This is a genomic window from Nonomuraea sp. NPDC003201 (genome assembly GCF_053590415.1).
The window spans coordinates 1-19,722 of record NZ_JBSFTC010000227.1 but is presented as its reverse complement, the minus strand read 5'-3'; the positions used below and the strand labels follow the sequence as shown (position 1 = coordinate 19,722).

At 70.5% G+C, this 19,722-nt stretch carries 18 protein-coding genes; 14 read left to right on the top strand and 4 right to left on the bottom strand.

Annotation, left to right across the window (positions count from 1 at the left end; all coding sequences use genetic code 11):
* The 3 genes from ACWDX9_RS45275 to ACWDX9_RS45265 all read left to right on the top strand — a co-directional run.
* On the top strand, window positions 1–1,254 hold a 1,254-nt coding region (locus ACWDX9_RS45275), incomplete at its 5' end, for a cytochrome P450 (protein ID WP_449966231.1).
* Window positions 1,255–1,268: 14 nt separating this feature from the next.
* On the top strand, window positions 1,269–1,463 hold the full coding sequence (locus ACWDX9_RS45270; RefSeq protein ID WP_449966228.1) for a ferredoxin: 195 nt from the start codon (window positions 1,269–1,271) through the stop codon (window positions 1,461–1,463).
* Window positions 1,460–1,696, top strand: coding sequence for a hypothetical protein (locus ACWDX9_RS45265; protein ID WP_449966225.1), 237 nt, complete (start codon window positions 1,460–1,462; stop codon window positions 1,694–1,696). Before ACWDX9_RS45270 ends, ACWDX9_RS45265 begins: the two co-directional genes overlap by 4 nt.
* Here the strand turns inward: ACWDX9_RS45265 and ACWDX9_RS45260 are convergent.
* Complete coding sequence (locus ACWDX9_RS45260; RefSeq protein WP_449966222.1) at window positions 1,657–2,655, bottom strand: ABC transporter ATP-binding protein; 999 nt, start codon at window positions 2,653–2,655, stop codon at window positions 1,657–1,659. The genes ACWDX9_RS45265 and ACWDX9_RS45260 overlap by 40 nt on opposite strands.
* On the bottom strand, window positions 2,639–3,640 hold the full coding sequence (locus ACWDX9_RS45255; RefSeq protein WP_449966220.1) for an ABC transporter ATP-binding protein: 1,002 nt from the start codon (window positions 3,638–3,640) through the stop codon (window positions 2,639–2,641). The genes ACWDX9_RS45260 and ACWDX9_RS45255 overlap by 17 nt, the downstream gene beginning before the upstream one ends.
* 129 nt (window positions 3,641–3,769) lie before the next feature.
* Here ACWDX9_RS45255 and ACWDX9_RS45250 point away from each other — a divergent pair, with 129 nt between their 5' ends.
* From ACWDX9_RS45250 to ACWDX9_RS45220, 7 genes are read left to right on the top strand one after another with little or no spacing between them, the layout of a single operon-like run.
* Window positions 3,770–4,978: a dipeptidase gene (locus tag ACWDX9_RS45250; protein WP_449966217.1), complete on the top strand. Its 1,209-nt coding sequence runs from the start codon at window positions 3,770–3,772 to the stop codon at window positions 4,976–4,978.
* Window positions 4,978–6,549 carry an ABC transporter substrate-binding protein gene (locus ACWDX9_RS45245; RefSeq protein ID WP_449966214.1) on the top strand — a complete coding sequence of 524 codons (1,572 nt, stop codon included), beginning with the start codon at window positions 4,978–4,980 and terminating at the stop codon, window positions 6,547–6,549. The genes ACWDX9_RS45250 and ACWDX9_RS45245 overlap by 1 nt, the downstream gene beginning before the upstream one ends.
* A 5-nt stretch (window positions 6,550–6,554) precedes the next feature.
* The gene (locus tag ACWDX9_RS45240) at window positions 6,555–7,508 is read left to right on the top strand and encodes an ABC transporter permease (protein ID WP_449966212.1); all 954 of its coding nucleotides are present in this window, start codon (window positions 6,555–6,557) and stop codon (window positions 7,506–7,508) included.
* Window positions 7,505–8,359, top strand: coding sequence for an ABC transporter permease (locus ACWDX9_RS45235; RefSeq protein ID WP_449966208.1), 855 nt, complete (start codon window positions 7,505–7,507; stop codon window positions 8,357–8,359). The genes ACWDX9_RS45240 and ACWDX9_RS45235 overlap by 4 nt, the downstream gene beginning before the upstream one ends.
* Complete coding sequence (locus ACWDX9_RS45230) at window positions 8,356–9,525, top strand: M24 family metallopeptidase (protein ID WP_449966205.1); 1,170 nt, start codon at window positions 8,356–8,358, stop codon at window positions 9,523–9,525. Before ACWDX9_RS45235 ends, ACWDX9_RS45230 begins: the two co-directional genes overlap by 4 nt.
* An 11-nt stretch (window positions 9,526–9,536) precedes the next feature.
* Complete coding sequence (locus tag ACWDX9_RS45225; protein WP_363968072.1) at window positions 9,537–10,376, top strand: alpha/beta fold hydrolase; 840 nt, start codon at window positions 9,537–9,539, stop codon at window positions 10,374–10,376.
* A 19-nt stretch (window positions 10,377–10,395) separates the two neighbouring features.
* Window positions 10,396–11,388 carry an Lrp/AsnC family transcriptional regulator gene (locus tag ACWDX9_RS45220; protein WP_355197038.1) on the top strand — a complete coding sequence of 331 codons (993 nt, stop codon included), beginning with the start codon at window positions 10,396–10,398 and terminating at the stop codon, window positions 11,386–11,388.
* 93 nt (window positions 11,389–11,481) lie between these two features.
* On the opposite strand, the gene ACWDX9_RS45215 is transcribed toward ACWDX9_RS45220, so the two are convergent.
* Both ACWDX9_RS45215 and ACWDX9_RS45210 read right to left on the bottom strand, forming a co-directional pair.
* Window positions 11,482–12,465 carry a hydroxyacid dehydrogenase gene (locus ACWDX9_RS45215; protein WP_449966201.1) on the bottom strand — a complete coding sequence of 328 codons (984 nt, stop codon included), beginning with the start codon at window positions 12,463–12,465 and terminating at the stop codon, window positions 11,482–11,484.
* A gap of 37 nt (window positions 12,466–12,502) precedes the next feature.
* Window positions 12,503–13,540: a LacI family DNA-binding transcriptional regulator gene (locus tag ACWDX9_RS45210; protein ID WP_449966199.1), complete on the bottom strand. Its 1,038-nt coding sequence runs from the start codon at window positions 13,538–13,540 to the stop codon at window positions 12,503–12,505.
* A 197-nt stretch (window positions 13,541–13,737) separates the two neighbouring features.
* Here ACWDX9_RS45210 and ACWDX9_RS45205 point away from each other — a divergent pair, with 197 nt between their 5' ends.
* The 4 genes from ACWDX9_RS45205 to ACWDX9_RS45190 form a co-directional block, all read left to right on the top strand.
* The gene (locus tag ACWDX9_RS45205; protein ID WP_449966196.1) at window positions 13,738–14,712 is read left to right on the top strand and encodes an ABC transporter permease; all 975 of its coding nucleotides are present in this window, start codon (window positions 13,738–13,740) and stop codon (window positions 14,710–14,712) included.
* Window positions 14,709–15,593: a carbohydrate ABC transporter permease gene (locus ACWDX9_RS45200; RefSeq protein WP_449966193.1), complete on the top strand. Its 885-nt coding sequence runs from the start codon at window positions 14,709–14,711 to the stop codon at window positions 15,591–15,593. The genes ACWDX9_RS45205 and ACWDX9_RS45200 overlap by 4 nt, the downstream gene beginning before the upstream one ends.
* Before the next feature lie 84 nt (window positions 15,594–15,677).
* Entirely contained in the window at window positions 15,678–17,318 is a 1,641-nt protein-coding gene (locus tag ACWDX9_RS45195) for an extracellular solute-binding protein (RefSeq protein WP_449966190.1), read from the top strand.
* 59 nt (window positions 17,319–17,377) lie between these two features.
* The coding region (locus ACWDX9_RS45190; protein WP_449966187.1) for a DUF4962 domain-containing protein at window positions 17,378–19,722 on the top strand (2,345 nt) is incomplete at its 3' end.

Here is a 19,722-nt window from a genome sequence, read left to right as displayed (position 1 = left end):
AAGGTCTATTTAAACGCTTACCTGGACAAAACAGTCACCACAAACCCGGAGAACCAAAACCCCACATCGGCCAAGTGCCCCCTCGCCCGGGCGCCCGCTAGGGGGCCGCGGCAGGAGGAGGGCCCGCTGGCCCGGGTCCGGCTGTGGGACGGCAGCACCGCGTGGCTGGTGACCGGCCACGCCGAGCACCGCGCCGTACTCGGTAACCCCAAGGTCAGCGTCGAGCCCGCGCGCGGCCTCCCCCGGCTCTCCCCGGCGGAGGCCGCGACGATGGACAGCATGGCCAAGGCGGGCTCGGCGAGCCTCGGCTTCATCATGATGGACGATCCCGAGCATGCCCGCCTGCGGCGGATGGCGACCTCCGCGTTCACGGTCAAGCGGGTGGAGGCGATGCGCCCGGCCACGCAGGAGATCGCGGACGAGCTGATCGACCGGCTGCTCGCCGGCCCGAAGCCCGCCGACCTCGTCGAGGCGTTCGCGCTGCCGTTGCCCTCGCTGGTGATCTCCAACCTGCTCGGAGTCCCGTACGACGACCACGAGTTCTTCCAGGCCAACAGCAGGACCATCATCAACCGCAACTCGACCGCGGAGGAGCGCGGGCAGGCCCAGCACCGGCTGGCCGAGTACCTGGACGGGCTGATCGGCGAGAAGCTCGCCAAGCCCGGCGACGACCTGCTGTCCGGGCTGGTCGAGCGGGTCAAGGCCGGTGAGCTGTCCCGGCAGGAGGCGGCCCGCATGGGCGTGCTGATGCTGTTCGCCGGCCACGAGACCACCGCGAACATGATCACGCTGGGCACCCTGGCCCTGCTGCGGGACCCCGGCCAGCTCGCCCTCCTCCGCGAGAGCGACGACCCGAAGCTGATCGCCTCGGCGGTCGAGGAGCTGCTGCGCTACCTCACGATCACCCACGGCGGGCTGCGCAGGGTGGCGCTGGAGGACATCGAGATCGCCGGCCAGGTCATCCGGGCCGGTGAGGGCATCATCACGGTCAACGAGACCGCCAACCGCGACCCGTCCGTCTTCCCCGACCCGGACCGGCTGGACCTCCAGCGCAACCCCCGGCTGCACGTGACCTTCGGGTACGGGGTGCACCAGTGCCTGGGACAGCCGCTGGCGCGGATGGAGCTGCAGGTCGCCTACCCCGCCCTCCTGCGGCGGATCCCCACCCTGGCGCTCGCCGCCGAGCTGGAGCAGATCCCGTTCAAGCACGACGGGTTCGTCTACGGGGCCTACGAGCTGCCCGTCACCTGGTGACCGAGGAGGACATCGTGAAGATCATCATCAAACAGGACAAGTGCGTCGCGTCCGGGCAGTGCGTCCTGGCCGCCGACGACGTGTTCGACCAGCGGGACGAGGACGGGGTCGTGGTCCTGCTGAACGACGACCCGTCGCCCGAGCGGCTGGCGGACGTGCGGCAGGCCGCCCTGGTCTGCCCTGCCCTGGCCATCGCCGTCGAGGAGTGACCGAAGGCGGCCAGGGCCTGTTCGGCACCTTCGACGACCCGTTCGTGCTGACCCCCGGCGACAACGAGTGGACCGACTGCCACCGCACCGCCGCGGGGGGCTATGTGCCCACCGAGCGGCTCGACGCGGTCCGCACGTTCTTCTACCCGAAGGCCGGTCACACGCTCGGCCGCAACTCGACCGGCGTGCGGACTCAGCCGGCCGCCCGTTCGGCGTGGTGGCAGGCGGCGTAGTGGTCGCCGACCGCCTCCAGCACGGGCTCGACCTCGGCGCACCGCTCGGTCGCCTTCCAGCAGCGCGTGTGGAAGCGGCATCCGGGTGGCGGCGCGACGGGGCTCGGCGGGTCGCCCGCCAGCATGATCCGCTGCCGGCCGCGCAGCCGGGGCTTCGGCACGGGCGCCGCGGAGAGCAACGCCATCGTGTACGGGTGCGCCGGCTCCCCGTACACCCCGGCCGCGGGCCCGACCTCGGCCAGCCGCCCGAGGTACATCACGCCGACCCGGTGCGACACGTGCCGCACCACGGCCAGGTCGTGGGCGATGAACACCAGCGCCACACCGAGCGTGCGCTGCAGCTCGGCGAAGAGGTTGACCACCTGCGCCTGCACCGACATGTCCAGCGCCGACACCGGCTCGTCGCACACGATCACGTCCGGTTCGGTGGCCAGCGCGCGGGCGATGCCGATCCGCTGCCGCTGCCCGCCGGAGAACTCGTGCGGGAACCGGTTCATCCGGTCGGGGGACAGTCCCACCAGCTCCAGCAGCTCGCCGACCCGCTCCCGCATGGCGCGCGCGTCCGGGCACAGCCGGTGCACCCGCAGCGGCTCGGCGACGATGTCATGCACCGTCATGCGGGGGTTCAGGGAGGTCAGCGGGTCCTGGAAGACCATCTGGACGCGCCGCCTGATGTCGCGCGGCACGCCGCCGCGGGCGAAGAACGGCCGGCCGCGGAAGGTGACCTCGCCCTGGTCAGGGCGTTCGAGGCCGACGAGCATGCGGGCCAGCGTGGACTTGCCGCAGCCCGACTCGCCGACGATGCCCAGGGTCTCGCCGGCACGCAGCTCCAGGTCCACGCCCGCGACCGCGCGCACGGCCCCGCCCCTGGACAGCATCCCGCCGCGGTAGGTCTTGTGCAGCCCGACGGCCTGCAAGACGGGCTGGTCAGACGCGGGCTGGTCAGACGCGGGCGGCATCGAGCATCTCCTCCGAGTGGTGGCAGGCGGCGTACCGGCCGGTGCCGGTCGGCAGCAACGTCAGTTCCGGGCGCGTGGTCGAGCACACCTCGCTCGCCCGCGCGCAGCGCGGCGCGAAGGAGCACCCGGGCGGTACGCTCGCCGGGCTCGGCGGCGCCCCGGGGATGGCACGCAGCGACGCGGCGGGGCTGTCCAGGTCGGGGATGGCGGCCAGCAGCGCGTCGGTGTAGGGATGGGCCGGCAGGTCGTACAGCTCGCCGACCTCGCCGCTCTCCACGATGCGCCCGGCGTACATCACCGCCACCCGGTCGCTGACCTCGGCCGCCACCCCCAGGTCGTGGGTGATGAGCAGCACGGCGGTGCCCAGCTCGCGCCGCAGCCGGTCGATGAGCTCCAGGATCTGCGCCTGGACGGTCACGTCCAGCGCGGTCGTCGGCTCGTCGGCGATGATCAGGTCGGGTTCGAGCGCCACGGCCATGGCCACGAGGATGCGCTGGCGCATGCCGCCGGAGAACTGGTGCGGGTAGTCGTCCACGCGCGTGGCGGCGGCCGGGATGCCCACCAGGTCGAGCAGTTCGACCGCGCGGGCCCTGGCCAGCTTGCGCGAGGCGCCCCGGTGCACCCGGAACAGCTCCCCGACCTGGTCACCGACGCTGAGCACCGGATTGAGCGCCGACAGGGCGTCCTGGAAGACCAGCGTCATCGCGCTGCCGCGCAGGGCACGGCGCTGCTCGGCGGACATCGCCGTCAGGTCCCGGCCGCCGAGCCGGGCCGCCGCGGAGCGCACCCGGACGTTCGGGCCGTCGAGCAGTCCCATGACGGCCTTGGCGGTGACGGATTTGCCCGACCCCGACTCGCCCAGCAGCGCCAGTGTCTGGCCGCGTTCGATGGTCAGGTCCACGCCCCGCACCGCGGGGACCTCGCGTCCGTGGGCGGTGAAGGTGACGTGGAGGTCGCGGATCTCCAGGACGGGTGCCTCGCTCACTGCACCCCTTTCTCAGATGTGACGAAACTTGGCGTTGACTTAGCCGAACTTGCCGAAAAACAACTCTCATATTGCCTTTCACGCCCGATCCTGGCAAGCTTCCTCGAAATCGGATGAAAGGGATTGCCAGTGCTGGAAGCCGCGAAGAGCTATAAGGGTTACCGTTCCTACGAGTACCTGGAAGCGGGCGTCGACTACCGGGAATTCGACCTGGCGCCCGAGTTCGGCAGGGTTCCGGCGTACCAGGGGCCCGAGCTCTCCCCCGAGCAGACCGAGCGCGTCCGCCGCCTGCTCGTCGACAGCCTGGTCGTGTCGCTGCACGACCACCCGTCGATCTTCCCCGACGACATCGGCCAGACCGTCGACTACAACCGCACCGCCCGCCACCACACCGGCTACGCCGGCCTGGCCCGCTCCGGCATGACGGTCGTCTTCGACAACCTCATGGACGGCACCTGCTGCATCACCAGCCAGGCGGGCTGGAAGTGGAACGACGTGATCGCCGACATCGGCATGCGCCTGTCGGACCTGGCCCACCAGGACTTCCTCATCAAGGTCGAGCGCCTGGCCGACGTGCGCGAGGCGCACGCCGGCGGCCGCATGGGCCTCGTGCTCGCTCTCGAGGCGGCCACGATGATCGAGAACGAGGTCGACAGGATCGACATGCTGTACGGCTTCGGCGTCCGCCAGATGGGCATCGCCTACAGCGAGGCCAACACCCTGGGCAGCGGCCTGAAGGAGCGCGGCGACGGCGGCCTGACCCTGTTCGGTGAGAAGGCCGTGCGCCGCATGAACAAGCTCGGCATCGCCATCGACGTCTCCCACTCGGGCGACCAGACCTCGCTCGACACGATCCGCCACTCCGCCAAGCCGATCCTCATCACCCACGCGGGCGCCCGTTCGGTCTGGCCGACGAACCGGATGAAGCCGGACTCCGTCATCAAGGCGGCGGCCGAGCGCGGTGGCGTGATCGGGCTGGAGGCGGCCCCGCACACCACGCTCTCCCCCGGCCACCCCCGCCACAGCCTGGAGTCGGTCATGGACCACTTCACCTACTGCGTGGACCTCGTCGGCATCGATCACGTCGCCTTCGGCCCCGACACGCTGTTCGGCGACCACGTGGGGCTGCACGACACCTTCGCCGAGCACCTGTCGCTCAACGAGGCGCACGCGGGCACCCCGTACGAGAAGGTCGCCTACGTGGACGGCCTGGAGAACCCGGCCGAGTGCTTCTGGAACATCATCTCGTGGCTCGTCGCCCACGACTACTCCGACGACGAGATCACCAAGGTCATCGGCGGCAACGTCATGCGTGTGCTGGAAGAGGTCTGGTTCTGATGAGACGCTCCATCCTCGTCTTCGCCGCGCTGGCGATCGCGACGGCGGCCTGCGCCCCGAGCGTGCCGGGACAGTCGTCGTCGTCCCAGAGCGCGCCGCCGGCCAACGCCGACCGGCTGACCATCGGCACGACCGCCGACGTGGTCAACTACAACCCCCTGGTCGGCAACAGCCGTACCGACTCGTGGGTCACCAACCTCATGTACCCGCACCTGACCCAGATGGACGAGTCGGGCAAGCGCGTCCCGTACCTGGCCACCGAGTGGTCCTACTCCGACGACGGCAAGACCGCCACGGTGAAGCTGCGCGACGACATGAAGTGGTCCGACGGCAAGCCGGTCACCGCCGACGACGTGGTGTTCTCGGTGACGACGGTGCAGAAGGAGAAGTTCGGCGTGGTCGCCGGGCTCATCACCGCGCTGGACAAGGCCGAGGCCGTCTCGCCGACCGAGGTGCGATTCTCCCTCAAGCGCCCCGACGGCACGTTCCTCGACAACGTCGGCTTCTGGCTGCCGGTCGTGCCCAAGCACGTCTTCGAGAAGGCGCCCAGCGTGCAGAAGTTCGCCAACGACGCCGACTGGGTGAGCGCGGGGCCGTTCAAGCTCACCAAGGTCGAGCGCGGCCAGCGCTACATCATGCAGCGCGTGGACGGCTTCGGCCCCGGCACGCCCGCCGTCAAGGAGATCGTCTTCCGGGTCTTCCCCGACGTGAACACCGAGGTCCTCGCGCTGCGCAACGGCGAGATCGACCTGATCGGCAACGTGCTGCCGCCCGCCACCGCGACCGAGCTGAAGAACGACCCGAAGGTCACGCTGCAGCAGATCCCGTCGCTGGGCTGGGCGCACCTGCAGTACAACACCAAGCGCAAGCCGCTCGACGACGTCCGCGTCCGGCAGGCGCTCGCGCAGGCCGTCGACTACGAGGCCATCAGGAACATCGCGCTCAAGGGCTTCGCCAAGTCCTCCAACTCCAGCGTGCTCACCCCGTCGCTGCCCGACTACGTGGACCCGTCCTCGAAGGAGTACGTCTTCGACCCGGAGCAGTCCAAGAAGCTGCTGGCCGAGGCCGGGGCGACCGACCTCAGCCTGAGCATGATCTACGACCAGGCCGACCCGAACATCGCCCGCTGGGCCCCCATGGTCCGCGACTCGGCGAAGAAGGCCGGGATCACGATCAAGCTGCAGGGCCTGGAGCGCAACACGTACCTGGACAAGACGCTCAAGCGCGACTTCGACATCTACGCCGGCTCGTGGGCCGTCATGGACAACCCGCCCGCGAACCTCGGGCTGGCCTTCAAGACCGGCGGGTTCATCAACTACGCCCAGGTCAGCGACCCCAAGCTGGACGACCTGATCGACCAGGCGCAGCGGGCGCTCAGCCCCGCCGACGCCAAGGCGCCGATCCAGGAGGCCGCGCGGATCATCCACGACCAGGTCTACGACAACGTCCTGTACGTGGAGACGTTCAACATCGCGCACTCCACGAAGTGGACCGGGTTCAAGCCGATGCCCAGCGAGCTGCTGTCCATCCTGAACCCGCTCTCCCTCGCCGCGGCCAAGCCGGCGGGCTGATCGCCATGCGGTTCATCGGCCTGCGACTGGCCCGCGGCCTGCTCACCCTGTGGTTCGCGGTCACGGTCACGTTCTTCCTGGTGCGCCTGCTGCCGGGCGACCCGGTGCTGGCCGTGGCCGACCCGAACATGACCGAGGAGCTGCGCCAGAAGCTCCTGGCCGACTTCGGCCTGGACAAGTCGCTCGGCGCGCAGTACGTCGACTACCTCGGCCAGCTCCTGCAAGGCAACCTCGGCATGTCGTTCCGTCAGTCGGTCCCTGTCACGACCGTGCTGATGGAGCGGCTGCCGTGGACGCTGATCCTGACGGTCTCGGCCATGGTGGTGACGATCGCGCTGGGCATCCCGCTCGGCGTGCTCGCCGCCACCAAGGCCAAGGGGTGGCTGGACCGCCTGATCCAGGTCACCGGCGTCACCGCGCAGTCGCTGTTCGTGCCGAGCATCGGGATCTTCCTCATGTACGTCCTGGGGGTCTGGCTCGGCTGGTTCCCCATCGGCGGCGCGGTCGACCTCGACGCCACCGGCTTCGGCGCCACGCTCAGCATGCTGCACCACCTGGTGCTGCCGTGCCTGTCGCTGGTCCTCATCCAGCTGGGCGGCTACGTGCTCACCATGCGCACCACGCTCATCGACGCGCTCGGCGAGGACTACGTCGCACTGGCCAAGGCCAAGGGTGTCCGCCCGGGGAAGGTCGTGTGGAAGCACGCCCTGCGCAACGCGCTGCTGCCGACCACCACCATCGCCGGGCTCCAGCTCGGCACCCTGGTCGGCGGCGCGGTGCTGACCGAGACGATCTACGCCTACCCGGGCATCGGCCGCGCCATCTACGAGGCGGTCGGCCAGCTCGACTTCCCCGTGCTGCAGGGCGCGTTCGTGCTGCTCGCGGCGGCCGTCGTGGCCGCCAACCTGATCACCGACGTGGCCTACGGAATCCTCGACCCCAGGGTGCGCACCTCATGACCGCAGCCGCCATCGAGCTCACGCCCAGGCAGCGGACCTGGAGCGCGTTCCGCCGCAACCCGCTCGGCCTGGCCAGCGGCGTCGTGCTGGTGCTGCTGGCACTGGTCGCTGTTCTCGCGCCGCTGATCGCGCCCTTCCCCGAGGGGTACGGCGCCGACACCTCCCAGCCGCCGTCGGCCGCCCACTGGTTCGGCACCGACGACATCGGGCAGGACGTGTTCGCCCAGGTCGTGTGGGGCACCCGGGTCAGCATGGCGGTCGGCGTCAGCGCCTCCGTGCTGGCCATCGTGATCGGCCTGCTCATCGGCGTCAGCGCCGCCTACTTCCGCCGCCTCGACACGCCGCTCGGCGTGCTGGTGGACCTGTCGCTGTCGCTGCCCGTGCTGCCGCTGATGATCCTGGTGGCGGCGCTGGCCGGGCCGAGCGTGCGCACGCTGGCCGTGGTCATCGCGCTGTTCAGCTGGCCCGAGGTGGCCCGCGTGGTCCGCTCGCAGGCGCTGGCGATCGTCCCCATGCCGTTCGTGTCGGCGGCCAAGGTCGTCGGCGGCTCGTCGCTGTGGATCGTCCGCAAGCACCTGCTGCCCGGTGTCATCCCCGTCGTCGGCGTGTCGGTCGTGCTGACCACCTCCCGCGCCGTGCTCGCCGAGGCCGGGCTCTCCTTCCTCGGCCTGGGCGACCCCAACAGCTGGTCGTGGGGGACGATCCTGCACAAGGCGCAGCAGTCCGGCTCGCTCGCCTCCGCCTGGTGGACCACGCTCTTCCCGTCGCTGGCCATCTTGCTGCTCGTCCTGTCCACGACGCTGCTGTCCGTGGCCTACAACGACGCCCGCAACCACAGGAGCGACTCATGACCTTCAGCCAGCGGCTCCCCGACGCCTTCTACGCCGGCGCGCTCGACCGCGTCCGCGCGGAGATGGCCGCGGAGGACCTGTCGGCGCTGCTGCTCGACGACCCGCTCGACGTCGCCTACCTCACCGGCTTCCACCACTTCCCGAACGAGCGCCCGGTCGCCTGCTGGCTGCCGCTCGACGGCGACCCGGTCCTGCTCGTGCCGGACCTCGAACGCGAGTACGCCCAGGACCAGCGGGCCCGCGCCGAGATCGTGGCCTATCCCGAGTTTCCCGGCCGCCGCCCGCCGTTCGCGGTGCTCGCCGACCACGTACGCCGGCCCGCGACCGCCGCGTACGCACCCTCCACCAGTGTCGCCCGCGCCCAGGCCCTGGCCGAGGCGTTCCCCGGCACCCGCTGGAGCACCTGCGAGGCCGTCGGCCGGGTCCGGCTGCGCAAGACGCCCGAGGAGATCACGCTGCACGAGGAGGCCGCGCGCATCGCCGACGCCATGTTGGAGGCCGGCGTCGAGCTGGTCAGGGCGGCCGTCGAAGCCGGCGGCGAGCTGCCCGCCGAGACGGAGCTGGCCTCCCACGTCATCGCCCACGGCGCCCGCCTCATGTACGCCAGGCACCAGGACGTCGTCGTGGTCCCCATGCTCACCGGCGGCCTCGTCTACGGCGGTCCCAACTCGGCCCAGCCGCACCGGCTGCCGGGCGGCGACCGGCTGCGGGCGGGAGAGACGTTCATGCTCTCGCTCGGCTGCGCGGTCGGCGGCCGGTTCGTCGAGAGCGAGCGCACGTTCGTGATCGGCGAGCCCACCACGCGGCAGGCCCGCTACTACGAGACCGTCCGCGAGGCCCAGGAGACCGGCACCGAGGCCCTGATCGCGGGCCTGACCTGCGAGGAGGCCAACCGCCGCTGCCTGGCGGTGATCGAGGGGGCCGGGCTGGGCGAGTACATCCGCCACCGGCAGGGGCACGGCATCGGGCTCGGCTTCCACGAGCCCCCGTGGCTGTCCGACGGCGACAGCACCGAGCTGGCCCCCGGCATGATCCTGTCCAGCGAGCCCGGCGTGTACGTGCCGGGGCACGCCGGTTACCGCATCTCCGACACCGTCCTGGTCACCGGGTCGGGGCCGCGCCGGCTCACGGCGTACCCGCGCGAGCTCACCGACGTCATCATCTGAAAGGCAGACACGTGTTCGTCGACATCAACGGCAACCCCCTGAACGTCGAGGTCCTCGGCGACGGCGAGGAGACGATCATCGCCCACCACGGCGCCCCGGGGCTCGGCTCGCTCGCCGAGCCGAAGGCCAGCTTCGGCCGGCTCGCCGACGCCTACCGGGTGGTCGTCTTCGACGCCAGAGGATCGGGCAGGAGCGGACAGAACGGGCCGTTCACGCACGAGCAGTGGGTCGCCGACGTCGAGGGCCTGCGCGAATGGCTCGGCGCCGAGCGCATCGTGATCGCCGGCGGCTCGTACGGCGGCTTCATCGCCATGGAGTACGCCGCCCGCCACCCTGACCGCGTCAGCGCCGTCGTGCTGCGCGACACCTCGGCCGACAACGCCAACCAGGAGCTGGCCACCCGCAACGCCGCCGCCTCGTCCCGGGTGCGGATCGACCCGGCCAAGCTGGATCGGATCATGTCCGGCACCGTCCGCGACGACGCGGACCTGAAGGACTGCTGGCGGGAGATCCTGCCGCTCTACGACCACGACTACGACCCGGCCAAGGTCGAGCAGCGCGTGGCCGCCACCCCGTACCACTACCTCACCCACAACCACGCCTTCGCCGTCAACCAGCCGAACTACGACATCAAGCACCTGCTGCCCGGCATCACGGCCCCGGTCCTGGTGACCGTCGGCAGGCACGACTGGATCACGCCGGTCGAGTGCAGCGAGACCATCGCCCGCCTCATCCCCCAGGCTGAGCTGCGCGTCTTCGAGAAGTCCGGCCACTCTCCGCAGGTCGAGGAGGCCGAGCTGTGGGAGACGACCGTCCGCGACTTCCTCGACAAGGTGCGCGGGCGGCGCTGAACACGCGATGATGCCCCCGATGGAAGATCTCGACGACCTCGACCGGAAGATCCTCGCCGCGCTCCACGTGAACGGCAGGGCGAGCTGGACCGACATCGCCCAGTTGCTGGGCATCTCCACCAGCACGGTGGCGCGGCGGGCCCAGCACCTGTTCGCCGCGGGCCTGGCCCGCGTGGCGGTGCTGCCGCACCTGGAGCACGACGGGCCCGTGCACGTGTTCATCGTGCGGCTGTCGTGCGCGCCCGGCAGCCAGCTCAGGGTCGCCGGGCTGCTGGCCAAGAACCCCGACATCCGGTACGTCTCCATCGTCACCGGCGGCTACGACATCGTCTTCGAGCTCGTCGCGCCCAAGGACCGCGACCTGTACTCGATGCTGGTCGACGTCGTGCACGCCATCCCCGGCACCCAGCAGAGCGTCGCCGACCTCGTGCTGCACACCTACAAGCGCAGCTACGACTGGAGCGTCCCCGTGGTCGGGGAGCAGGCGGCGCCGTTCGCGCTGGAGCCGCCCCTGCACACCTGCGAGCGCGGGCACCTCGACGACGTCGACCGCGCCGTGCTGGCGGCGATGCGCGAGGACGGGCGGGCCAGCTTCCAGTCGGTCGGCAACCGGCTGGGCATCAGCGAGAGCACGGCCAGGCGGCGCTTCGAGGCCATGGTCGAGCGCGGCTGCGCCATCACGGCCACGTTCATCCCGGCCGCCGCGCTCGGCTACGAGGCGGAGCTGCTCTTCTGGCTGTCGGTCGAGCCCAGCATGCAGGACGCCGTCGCCGAGCGGCTCGCGAACGAGCGCGGCGTGCGGATGATCGCCTCCCTGCTGGGCCAGACGTCCCTGATCTGCGAGGTGATCGTGCCGACCACGGCCGACATCCACCACTTCACCTCGCGCACGCTGGCCTCCGTGCCCGGCATCCAGTCGTGGACGGCGGGCGTGCAGGTGCTGACGGTCAAACGCGGCTTCCTCATGGTGCCCTGGGCGGAGGACCGGATCGCCGCGGCGCTGGCCGGCTGACCGTTACGCGGGAAGAGAGCCCAGTTCCGGTACGGACACCGGTCGGCCGGCGCGGAAGGGCGTTGTCACGCGAGAATGTCCGTACCGGGATTTCTAGGCGATGCGGGCGAGGTCGCGCATGTGGATCGGGTACGCCGGCGGCAGCCCCTTCGCGTACCGCTCGAGTTCGTCGAGGGCGGCCTCGGCGAGGCGATGGACCTCCGTGCCCATGGCTCCGGCGATGTGCGGCGTGAGCTGCACGTTGGGCAGCCCGAACAGCGGTGAGTCGACCGGCAGCGGTTCGGGGTCGGTGACGTCGAGGATCGCGCTGAGCCGCCCGCTCACGCATTCGGCGGTGAGCGCGTCGGTGTCGATCAGGCTGCCCCGGGCGGTGTTGATGACCGTGGCGTGGTCGGGAAGCAGGGCCAGGCGGTCGGCGTCCAGCAGGTTGCGGGTCTCGGGCAGTGACGGCGCGTGCAGGGTCACGATGTCGCTGCGGCGCAGCAGGTCGGGCAGTGGCACGAGGGTCGTGCCGAGGTCCTCGGCGTCCGCCTCGGTGGCGTAGGGGTCGCTCACGAGCACGGTGCGGTCGAAGGCCTGCAGCAGGCGTGCCACCCGCCGGCCGGTGTGCGACAGGCCGACGATGCCGACGACGCCGCCGTAGTTCGACCCGGCGGCCACCCGTTCCCGCCACGTGGCGTCGGCTCCCCGCCGCCGGTACGCCTCGGCGAAGGCGCTCACGCGTTTGCCGCTGTGCAGGATCGCGGCGAGGGTGTACTCGGCGACCGGCACCGCGTTGGCGTTGGCCGCGGAGGTGACGAGGATTCCGCGTTCCCAGCAGGAGGCGTCGGTCAGATGCGTCTTCACGGTGCCGGCCGCGTGCAGCACGGCGCGCAGCCGGGGAGCGGCATCGAGGACCTCGCCGGTCAGGAGCGGACACCCCCAACCGGTGATCATGACTTCGATCTCGCGGAGCCGGGCGCGGCTCGACGGTGAGCCGAGCTCGGTCAGCGCTTCGGGGCGGTCGAGCCGGGCGAGGGTGTGTAGTCGCTCGAATCGTGCCTCATCGAAAAGCTGGCGGATGGTGGGTTCGGACATGACCAGTGCTGTCACGGGCCGGCGGGTCATCATGCTCCTATGCGGTGGTGGCTGCGATCGCGACGCTGTCCCGTACGACGACGTGAGTGCCGAGCACGACCCGCGGGTCGACGGTGTCCGGCGCCATCGCCATCGTGGCGGCGAGCCGGCCCAGCTCCCGGGCGGGAATGTGCACGGTGGTCAGTCCGAGATCGGCGGCGAAGGTGGCGTCGTCGAACCCCACGACCGAGATGTCCTCGGGCGTGCGCAGCCCTGCCTCTCGCAGGGCTTGCAGGACGCCGCTCGCGACGTGGTCGGTGTGGGCGAACACGGCGGTGAAGTCCGGCGGCCCGGCCCGCAGGATGTCGCGCATGCGGGCGTAGCCGGTCTCGCGGCTCCACGCGGGGCCCGCCTCCAGCCCGGGGTCGAGGTCGCCGCCGAGGTCGGCCAGGGCGCGGCGGTATCCGTCCCGCCGCCGCACCGTGGTGCTGTGGTCCTGCTGGCCGCTCAGGAGCAGGATGCGGCGGTGGCCGCGCGACAGCAGGTGACTGGTCGCGGCGTAGGCACCGCCCTCGTTGTCGTACTCGACCACGCCGGCGGGTACGTCCGGGCCGAGCGGGGGGCGGGCGCACAGCACCAGACGTGAGCCGGTCTGCGCGAGGGAGGCGGCGAAGGCGCTGGTCTCGCGCACGTATTCCGGGCTTTCTGTGACGGCGCCGATGAGGACGATGGCCTGCGCGTGCTGGGCGCTCATCTGCCGCAGCACCTGCAGCTCGCGATCGGGGTCGCCGCCGGTGGTGCCGATCAGGCAGAACCGCCCGGCGTCGGCGAGGGTGTTGGCGATGCTCTGGACCAGGCTCATGAGAAAGCCGTCGTCGAGCATCCGGACCACGATGGCGATCGTGCCGGTCTCCTGGTGGATCAGCGCGCGGGCGTGCGGATTGGCGACGTAGGCGAGGTCGCGGACCGCGCGCATGACCTTGTCGCGGGTTTCCGGCGCCGGTGGATAACTGCCGTTGAGGATGCGTGACACGGTGGACACCGAGACGCCCGCCCGGGCCGCCACGTCGCGGATGCTCGCCCGCCTGTTCTCCATGCCGTTCTCTACCTCCGTGCGCGGTTCCACGCTTTGTTAAAAGGGTTTACTCCAGAGCCTAGCCCGTGCCCTCGCGGCCGGTCCAGGGGAGCGACTCTATCTGCCTGTTTGCGAAGTGTGGGTCTTGACGTACGAGTGAAACCCTTTTAACGTGCCGAGGACCAAGCGCCATTACGTAGCTGTTTCCAGGAGGCAACGTGGCCGTCACCCTCGCTGACCGGCGGACGGACGATCCGCCCACCGGCGCGGCCGAGTCCGCGCGCCGGCGCGGCGGCCGGCGGCAGCGGCTGCGCCGTAGCCGCTTATTGCTGCTCATGATGGCACCGGGAGTGCTGTACTTCCTGGTGTTCCACTACGTCGCTCTGCTGGGCAACGTCATCGTCTTCCAGGACTACCTGCCGTTCGCGGGCATCGCCAACAGCCCCTGGGTCGGCCTGGACAACGTCCGGACGCTGTTCGCCGACCCCGACTTCTGGCAGGCGGCGGTCAACACCGTCAGCCTCGCCACGCTGCAACTGATCTTCTATTTCCCGGTGCCGGTGGCCCTGGCGCTGCTGCTGCACAGCCTGACCCGGGGGTGGGTGCGCAAGGCGGTCCAGAGCATCGTCTACCTGCCCCATTTCATCTCATGGGTGATCGTCGTCGCGCTGTTCCAGCAACTGCTCGGTGCGGCGGGCGTCCTCAACGGGCTGTTCGCCGACAACGGCTACCACCTGGTCAACGTCTTCAGCGAGCCGTCGTTGTTCAAGCCGCTGATGATCGCCGAGCTGATCTGGAAGGACTGCGGCTGGGGCACGATCATCGTGCTGGCCGCCCTGCACAACGTCGACGATCAACTCTACGAGGCATCCGCGATCGACGGCGCGGGGTGGGGCCGGCGGCTGTGGCACGTGACCCTGCCGTCCCTGCGACCCGTCCTCGTCCTGCTGCTGATCCTGCGACTGGGCGACATCCTGAGCGTCGGCTTCGACCAGGTCCTGCTGCAGCGCGACGGGTTCTCCCCCGGCGTCGCGGAGGTCCTGGACACCTACACCTACTACCACGGGGTGGTCAACGGCAGCTGGGGACCGGCCGCCCTGGCCGGCATCTTCAAGGGCCTCGTCGGCCTGGTCCTGATCGTCGTGGCCAACAAGGTCGCGCACCGGCTTGGCGAGGAAGGAGTCTACCGATGACACGTCCGGTCTGGATGGAGCCGCCCCGGCCGAGCACCAAGGCGGCGAAGGCCGTCGCGGTGACGATCACGGTGGCGCTGGTGATCATCCCGTTCTGGGTGGTCGTCGCCACCAGCCTGTCGCCCGACCTGCAGGTGATCCGCAACGGCGGCTGGTCGATCTGGCCCGAGCAGGTGACGCTGGACGCGTACCGGCGGCTGTTCGGCTCCGGGGTGATCTCGCACGCGGTGCTCGTCTCCGCCGTGGTCACGATCGTGGGCACCGCGGTGAGCCTCACCGCCACCGTGCTGATGGCGTACGCGCTGGCCCGGCCGAACGTCTTCGGCGGCAAGCCGATCATGCTGGGCGTCCTGCTCACCTTCCTGTTCCCGCCGGCGATCATCCCCAGCTTCCTGGTCGTCAGCAACCTGGACCTGCGCAACCACTACGCGGCGCTGATCGCCCCGGTGCTGATCAGCTCCTTCAACCTGGTCATCATGCGGGGCTACTTCCAGGGCCTGCCGGCCCACCTGTCGGAGAGCGCCCGCATCGACGGCGCCGGCGACGGCCGCGTGCTGTGGCACGTCGTACTTCCGCTGTCCAAGGCGATCATCGCGGTGGTCGGCTTCTACTACGCGGTCGGCTACTGGAACAGCTTCTTCAACGCCATGCTCTACCTCGACGACCAGTCCACCTGGCCGCTGCAGCCGATGCTGCGGCAGATCGTCATGCTCGGGGCCAACCCCGACACGTCGATCGCGGCCGGTGCCGGGGCCAGCGTCGCCCCACAGACCACGACCATGGCCACCGTCGTGGTCGCGGTGCTGCCGATTCTCGCGGTCTATCCGCTCGTGCAGCGCTTCTTCACCAAAGGCGTGCTCACCGGCGCGATCAAGGGCTGACCTGGCCCGACGGCCCACCCCCCTGCACACCCTTCCGCGCCCAGCGCGGACCGCACAACCCACCCGGAAGGGAAAGCGCTTGCCATGGACATCACCCGGAGATCGCTGCTCAGACTGACCGGCGGCGTCGCGCTCGCCTCCGCCATACCCGGCCTCGCCGCCTGCGGCGACGGCTCGGCCACATCGGTGGGCAACGCGGGCAAGGGTCTCGCCCCGCTCCCCACCTACACCCCGATCAACCTGGTGAAGCCAGACCTGCCTGGCACCGCCCAAGGCGTCCAGGACGCCTTCCTGACCTATCCACAGAAACTGGCCCAGACCGTCGACGGCAAGCCGGGCGACGGCTCGGTCGTCACCTGCATGGTCATCACCTACGGCACGGCGCCGTCCCCGGCCGCGAGCAACAAGCTGTGGACCGCGATCAACGAGGCACTCGGGGTGGACCTGCGCCTCACCCTCGTCCCGGCGGCCGACCTCAACGCCAAGTACGCCACCATGATGGCCGGCGGCGACCTGCCTGACATCATCGCCACCATCGACCTGGCGATGTCCAACGCACTGCAGTTCACCCAGGCCAAGTGTGCCGATCTGACCGAGTTCATCTCCGGTGACGCGATCAAGGACTACCCGAACCTGGCCAACCTGCCGACGATCTCATGGCAGAACGTCGGCCGGATCGGCGGCCGCCTGTACGGCGTCCCGGTGCCCCGGCCCCAGCTCGCCGGCGTGACGTTCGGCAACAGGGAGAAACTCGAGGGGGCCGGCATCAAGATGGGGCTCGGCGTGTCCACGGCCCAGTTCGCCGAGGGCTTGGCCAAGCTCGCCACCGCCAAGCAGTTCCCGCTGGGCGGCAACAACTTCAGCGAGAACATCCACCTCGGCGCGGCCGGTGTCCCCAGCAACTGGGTGCTCGCCGACGGCGCGTTCACCAGCCGTTACGAGAACCCGGTCTACCCGGAGGTGCTGCAGCGGCTGCGCGACTGGTACGCCAAGGGCTACTTCTACCCGGACCTGCTGAGCACCCAGGCGACCCAGGCGAACACGTTCTTCATGAACGGCACGACGCTGACCCTGGGCGGCGGCATCGGCGGCTACCCGGGAATGGTCTCCGGGGTCGGCGACGCCTTCACGGTCGACTTCGTCCGCCCGTACGGCGACGACCCGACTCCGTGGCTGGGCAACGGGGTGTTCTCGAACAGCGGCCGCGGCGGCTTCACCGCCCTGAAGAAGGCCTCGCCGGAGCGCATCAAGATGCTGCTGCGAGTGCTGAACTTCCTGGCCGCGCCGTTCGGCAGCAAGGAGTACGAGCTGATCAACTACGGTGTCGCCGGGGTGCACTTCACCACCGGTGCCGACGGCGACCCGTTGCCCACCGCGCTGGCCACCACCGGCGGCGAGAACAAGACGAACCTGCCCCTGCAGTACATCGCGGCCGCTCCGTACGTGCTCTACCTGCCCGGCAACGCCGACGCCACCCGCCGCAGCTACCAGGCCCAGCAGGAGATCGTCCCCATCGGCGTCGGCGACCCGTCCTACGGCCTGGTCTCGCCGACCCAGGCCGCGCAGGGCACGAAGCTCAACCAGCAGATCACCGACGTGACCAACGCGATCATCACGGGCAAGCGCCCGGTGTCGGACTGGAGCGGGGCCGTCTCGCAGTGGAAGTCCCAGGGCGGCGACGCGATCGCCAAGGAACTCGCCGAGCAGCACGCGGCCAACCACTGACCCACCGCAGACGCATGGGGGCAACTCCATCGAAGAGAGAAGGCTGTGCCGTGCCGTCCTTGAGCACAACCGCCGCCCGGCTCCGCGCGGGCGCCGCCGCCCTCGTCCTGACCCTCGCCACGTTGACGACCCTGGCGGCGGTGGACACGCCCGCGTACGCCGATCCCGTCCAGCCTCCGGCCAGCGTCGTCGCGCTGCTGACGCCGCAGCACCCCCGCCTCCTGGCGACCGCGCAGACGTTCAGCGCCGCCGCCCGGCGCATCGGCACCGACACCCGGCTCAAGGCCTGGTATGCCCAGGTCAAGGCCGGCGCGGACGGCGTCCTCGCCACCTCGCCGCCGACCGCCCTGTCGACCTCCGTCATCGACGAGGCGAAACGCCGCGTCTACGCCCTCGCGCTCGTCTACCGGATCACCGGCGAGACCCGGTACGCCGAACGCGCGGCGCGCGAACTCGTCGCCCTCTCCTCCGCCCCGGCCTGGGACAAGGAACAGTTCCTGGAGGTCGGAGAGCTGTCCAACAGCGTCGCGATCGGCTACGACTGGCTCTACGACTATCTGTCGGCGAGTGACAAGGCCACGATCCGCTCCGCCATCGTCACCAAGGCCCTGCGGCCGGCCCTCGTCCGCTACGGGTACGCCACCAGCTTCTACACCCAGAACCACAACTGGAACCTCGTCTGCAACGCGGTCGCGCTCGGGGCGCTGGCCATCGGCGACGACCCGGGCCTGACCGCCGACGAGCGCGGCGTCGTCGACCAGGTGCTCAAGGCGAGCATCACGTCGATCCAGAACGGGATCAGCGGCTACGGCCCGGACGGCGGCAGCGGCGAGAGTCCGCAGTACTGGCAGTACGCCACCGAGTACCTCGTCCTCTACCTCGCCGCCATGAAGACCGCGACCGGCACCGACTTCGGCCTGTCCGACCTGCCCGGCCTCGCCGGCACCGGCGACTACGGCATCCACGTGACCGGCGCGACCGGCCTGACCTTCAACTACGGCGACGGCGGAACCGACCTGCTCGGCGCGGTCACCCCGACCTGGCAGGCGCCGTTCATGATGTGGCTCGCCACCCGCTACGGCAAGCCGTACTACATGGCCTGGCAGGCGCGGCTCGCCGACCGCTCGGCCAGCCCGATGGACATCCTCTGGTACGACCCGGCCGACGCCGGCGGCGCCGGCCATCCGGCGGCGACCGACGCCTTCTTCGACGGCGTCGAGATCGCCACCGCCCGCAGCGCCTGGGACGACCCTTACGCGGTCTCCGTCGCCACCAAGGGCATGCGCGCCGGGTACGACCAGATCGCCGCCCACGAGAACCTCGACGCCGGAGACTTCGTCCTCGACGCCGCGGGCGTGCGCTGGTTCGACGACCTCGGCCTCGACAGCTACGGCCTCCCGGGGTACTTCGACTGGACCAAGGACACCGGCGGCCGATGGGACTACTACGTGACCCGTCCCGAGGGCCAGAACACGATGCGGCTCGGCACCGGGCCCACCCCGTCCACCGCGCTGACCGTCGGCGCTCCGATCACCACCGTCAGCTCGACGCCCCAGAAGTGGTACGAGATCACCGACCTCACCGGCCTCTACGGCGGCCGGGTGCAACGCGCCCAGCGCGGCCTGCAGCTGTTCGACGACCGGCGGCAGGTGCTGCTCCAGGACGAGGTGAAGACGAGCGAACCGATCGGTTACTGGTCGTTCCTGCACACCCGCGCCGACGTCGTGGTGGCCACCGACGGACGGTCGGCCACCCTCTACCGCGGCGGACAGCGGCTCTGGGTCCAACTGCTCACCACCGACGGGCGGCTGCTCATCGGGGACTCCCGGCCCTTGCCGGACAGCCCCGACCCCACCGGCCAGAGCCGCCAGCCCGGCTCACGAACCCTCGCGATCCAGCTGACCGCGGCCGGGACCACCACGGTGGCGATGCGGATGGTTCCCCTCGCCGCGGGGCAGAAGCCGCCCACCGACACCCCGGCGGTAACCCCGCTGGCCTCCTGGACGCCGGGCGCGACCGGCCCGACGGCCCTGACCGACATCATGATCGGCGCCGGCCACCTGGCCGGATTCGATCCGCGGCGCTACCGCTACGACATCACCCTGCCCGCGAACACCACCACCCCGCCCAAGGTCGTCCCCCTGACGCCGAGCGGCACCTACGCGACCGTCACCCGGGCGACCGCGATCCCGGGCACGGCCACCGTGACGACCTTCAAGCTCGACGCCAACCGCCAGAAGGTCTACGGCCCTGCCTACCAGGTGCACTTCCGGCAGGCGGGAAAGACCGCCACCGCACTGCCCGTCGCGTCGGTCACCGCCAGTGCGAACGAGGGCGGCCCCGCTGCCGACGCCGTCGACGGCAACATGGGCAGCCGCTGGGCCGCGGCGGGCGACGGGCGGAC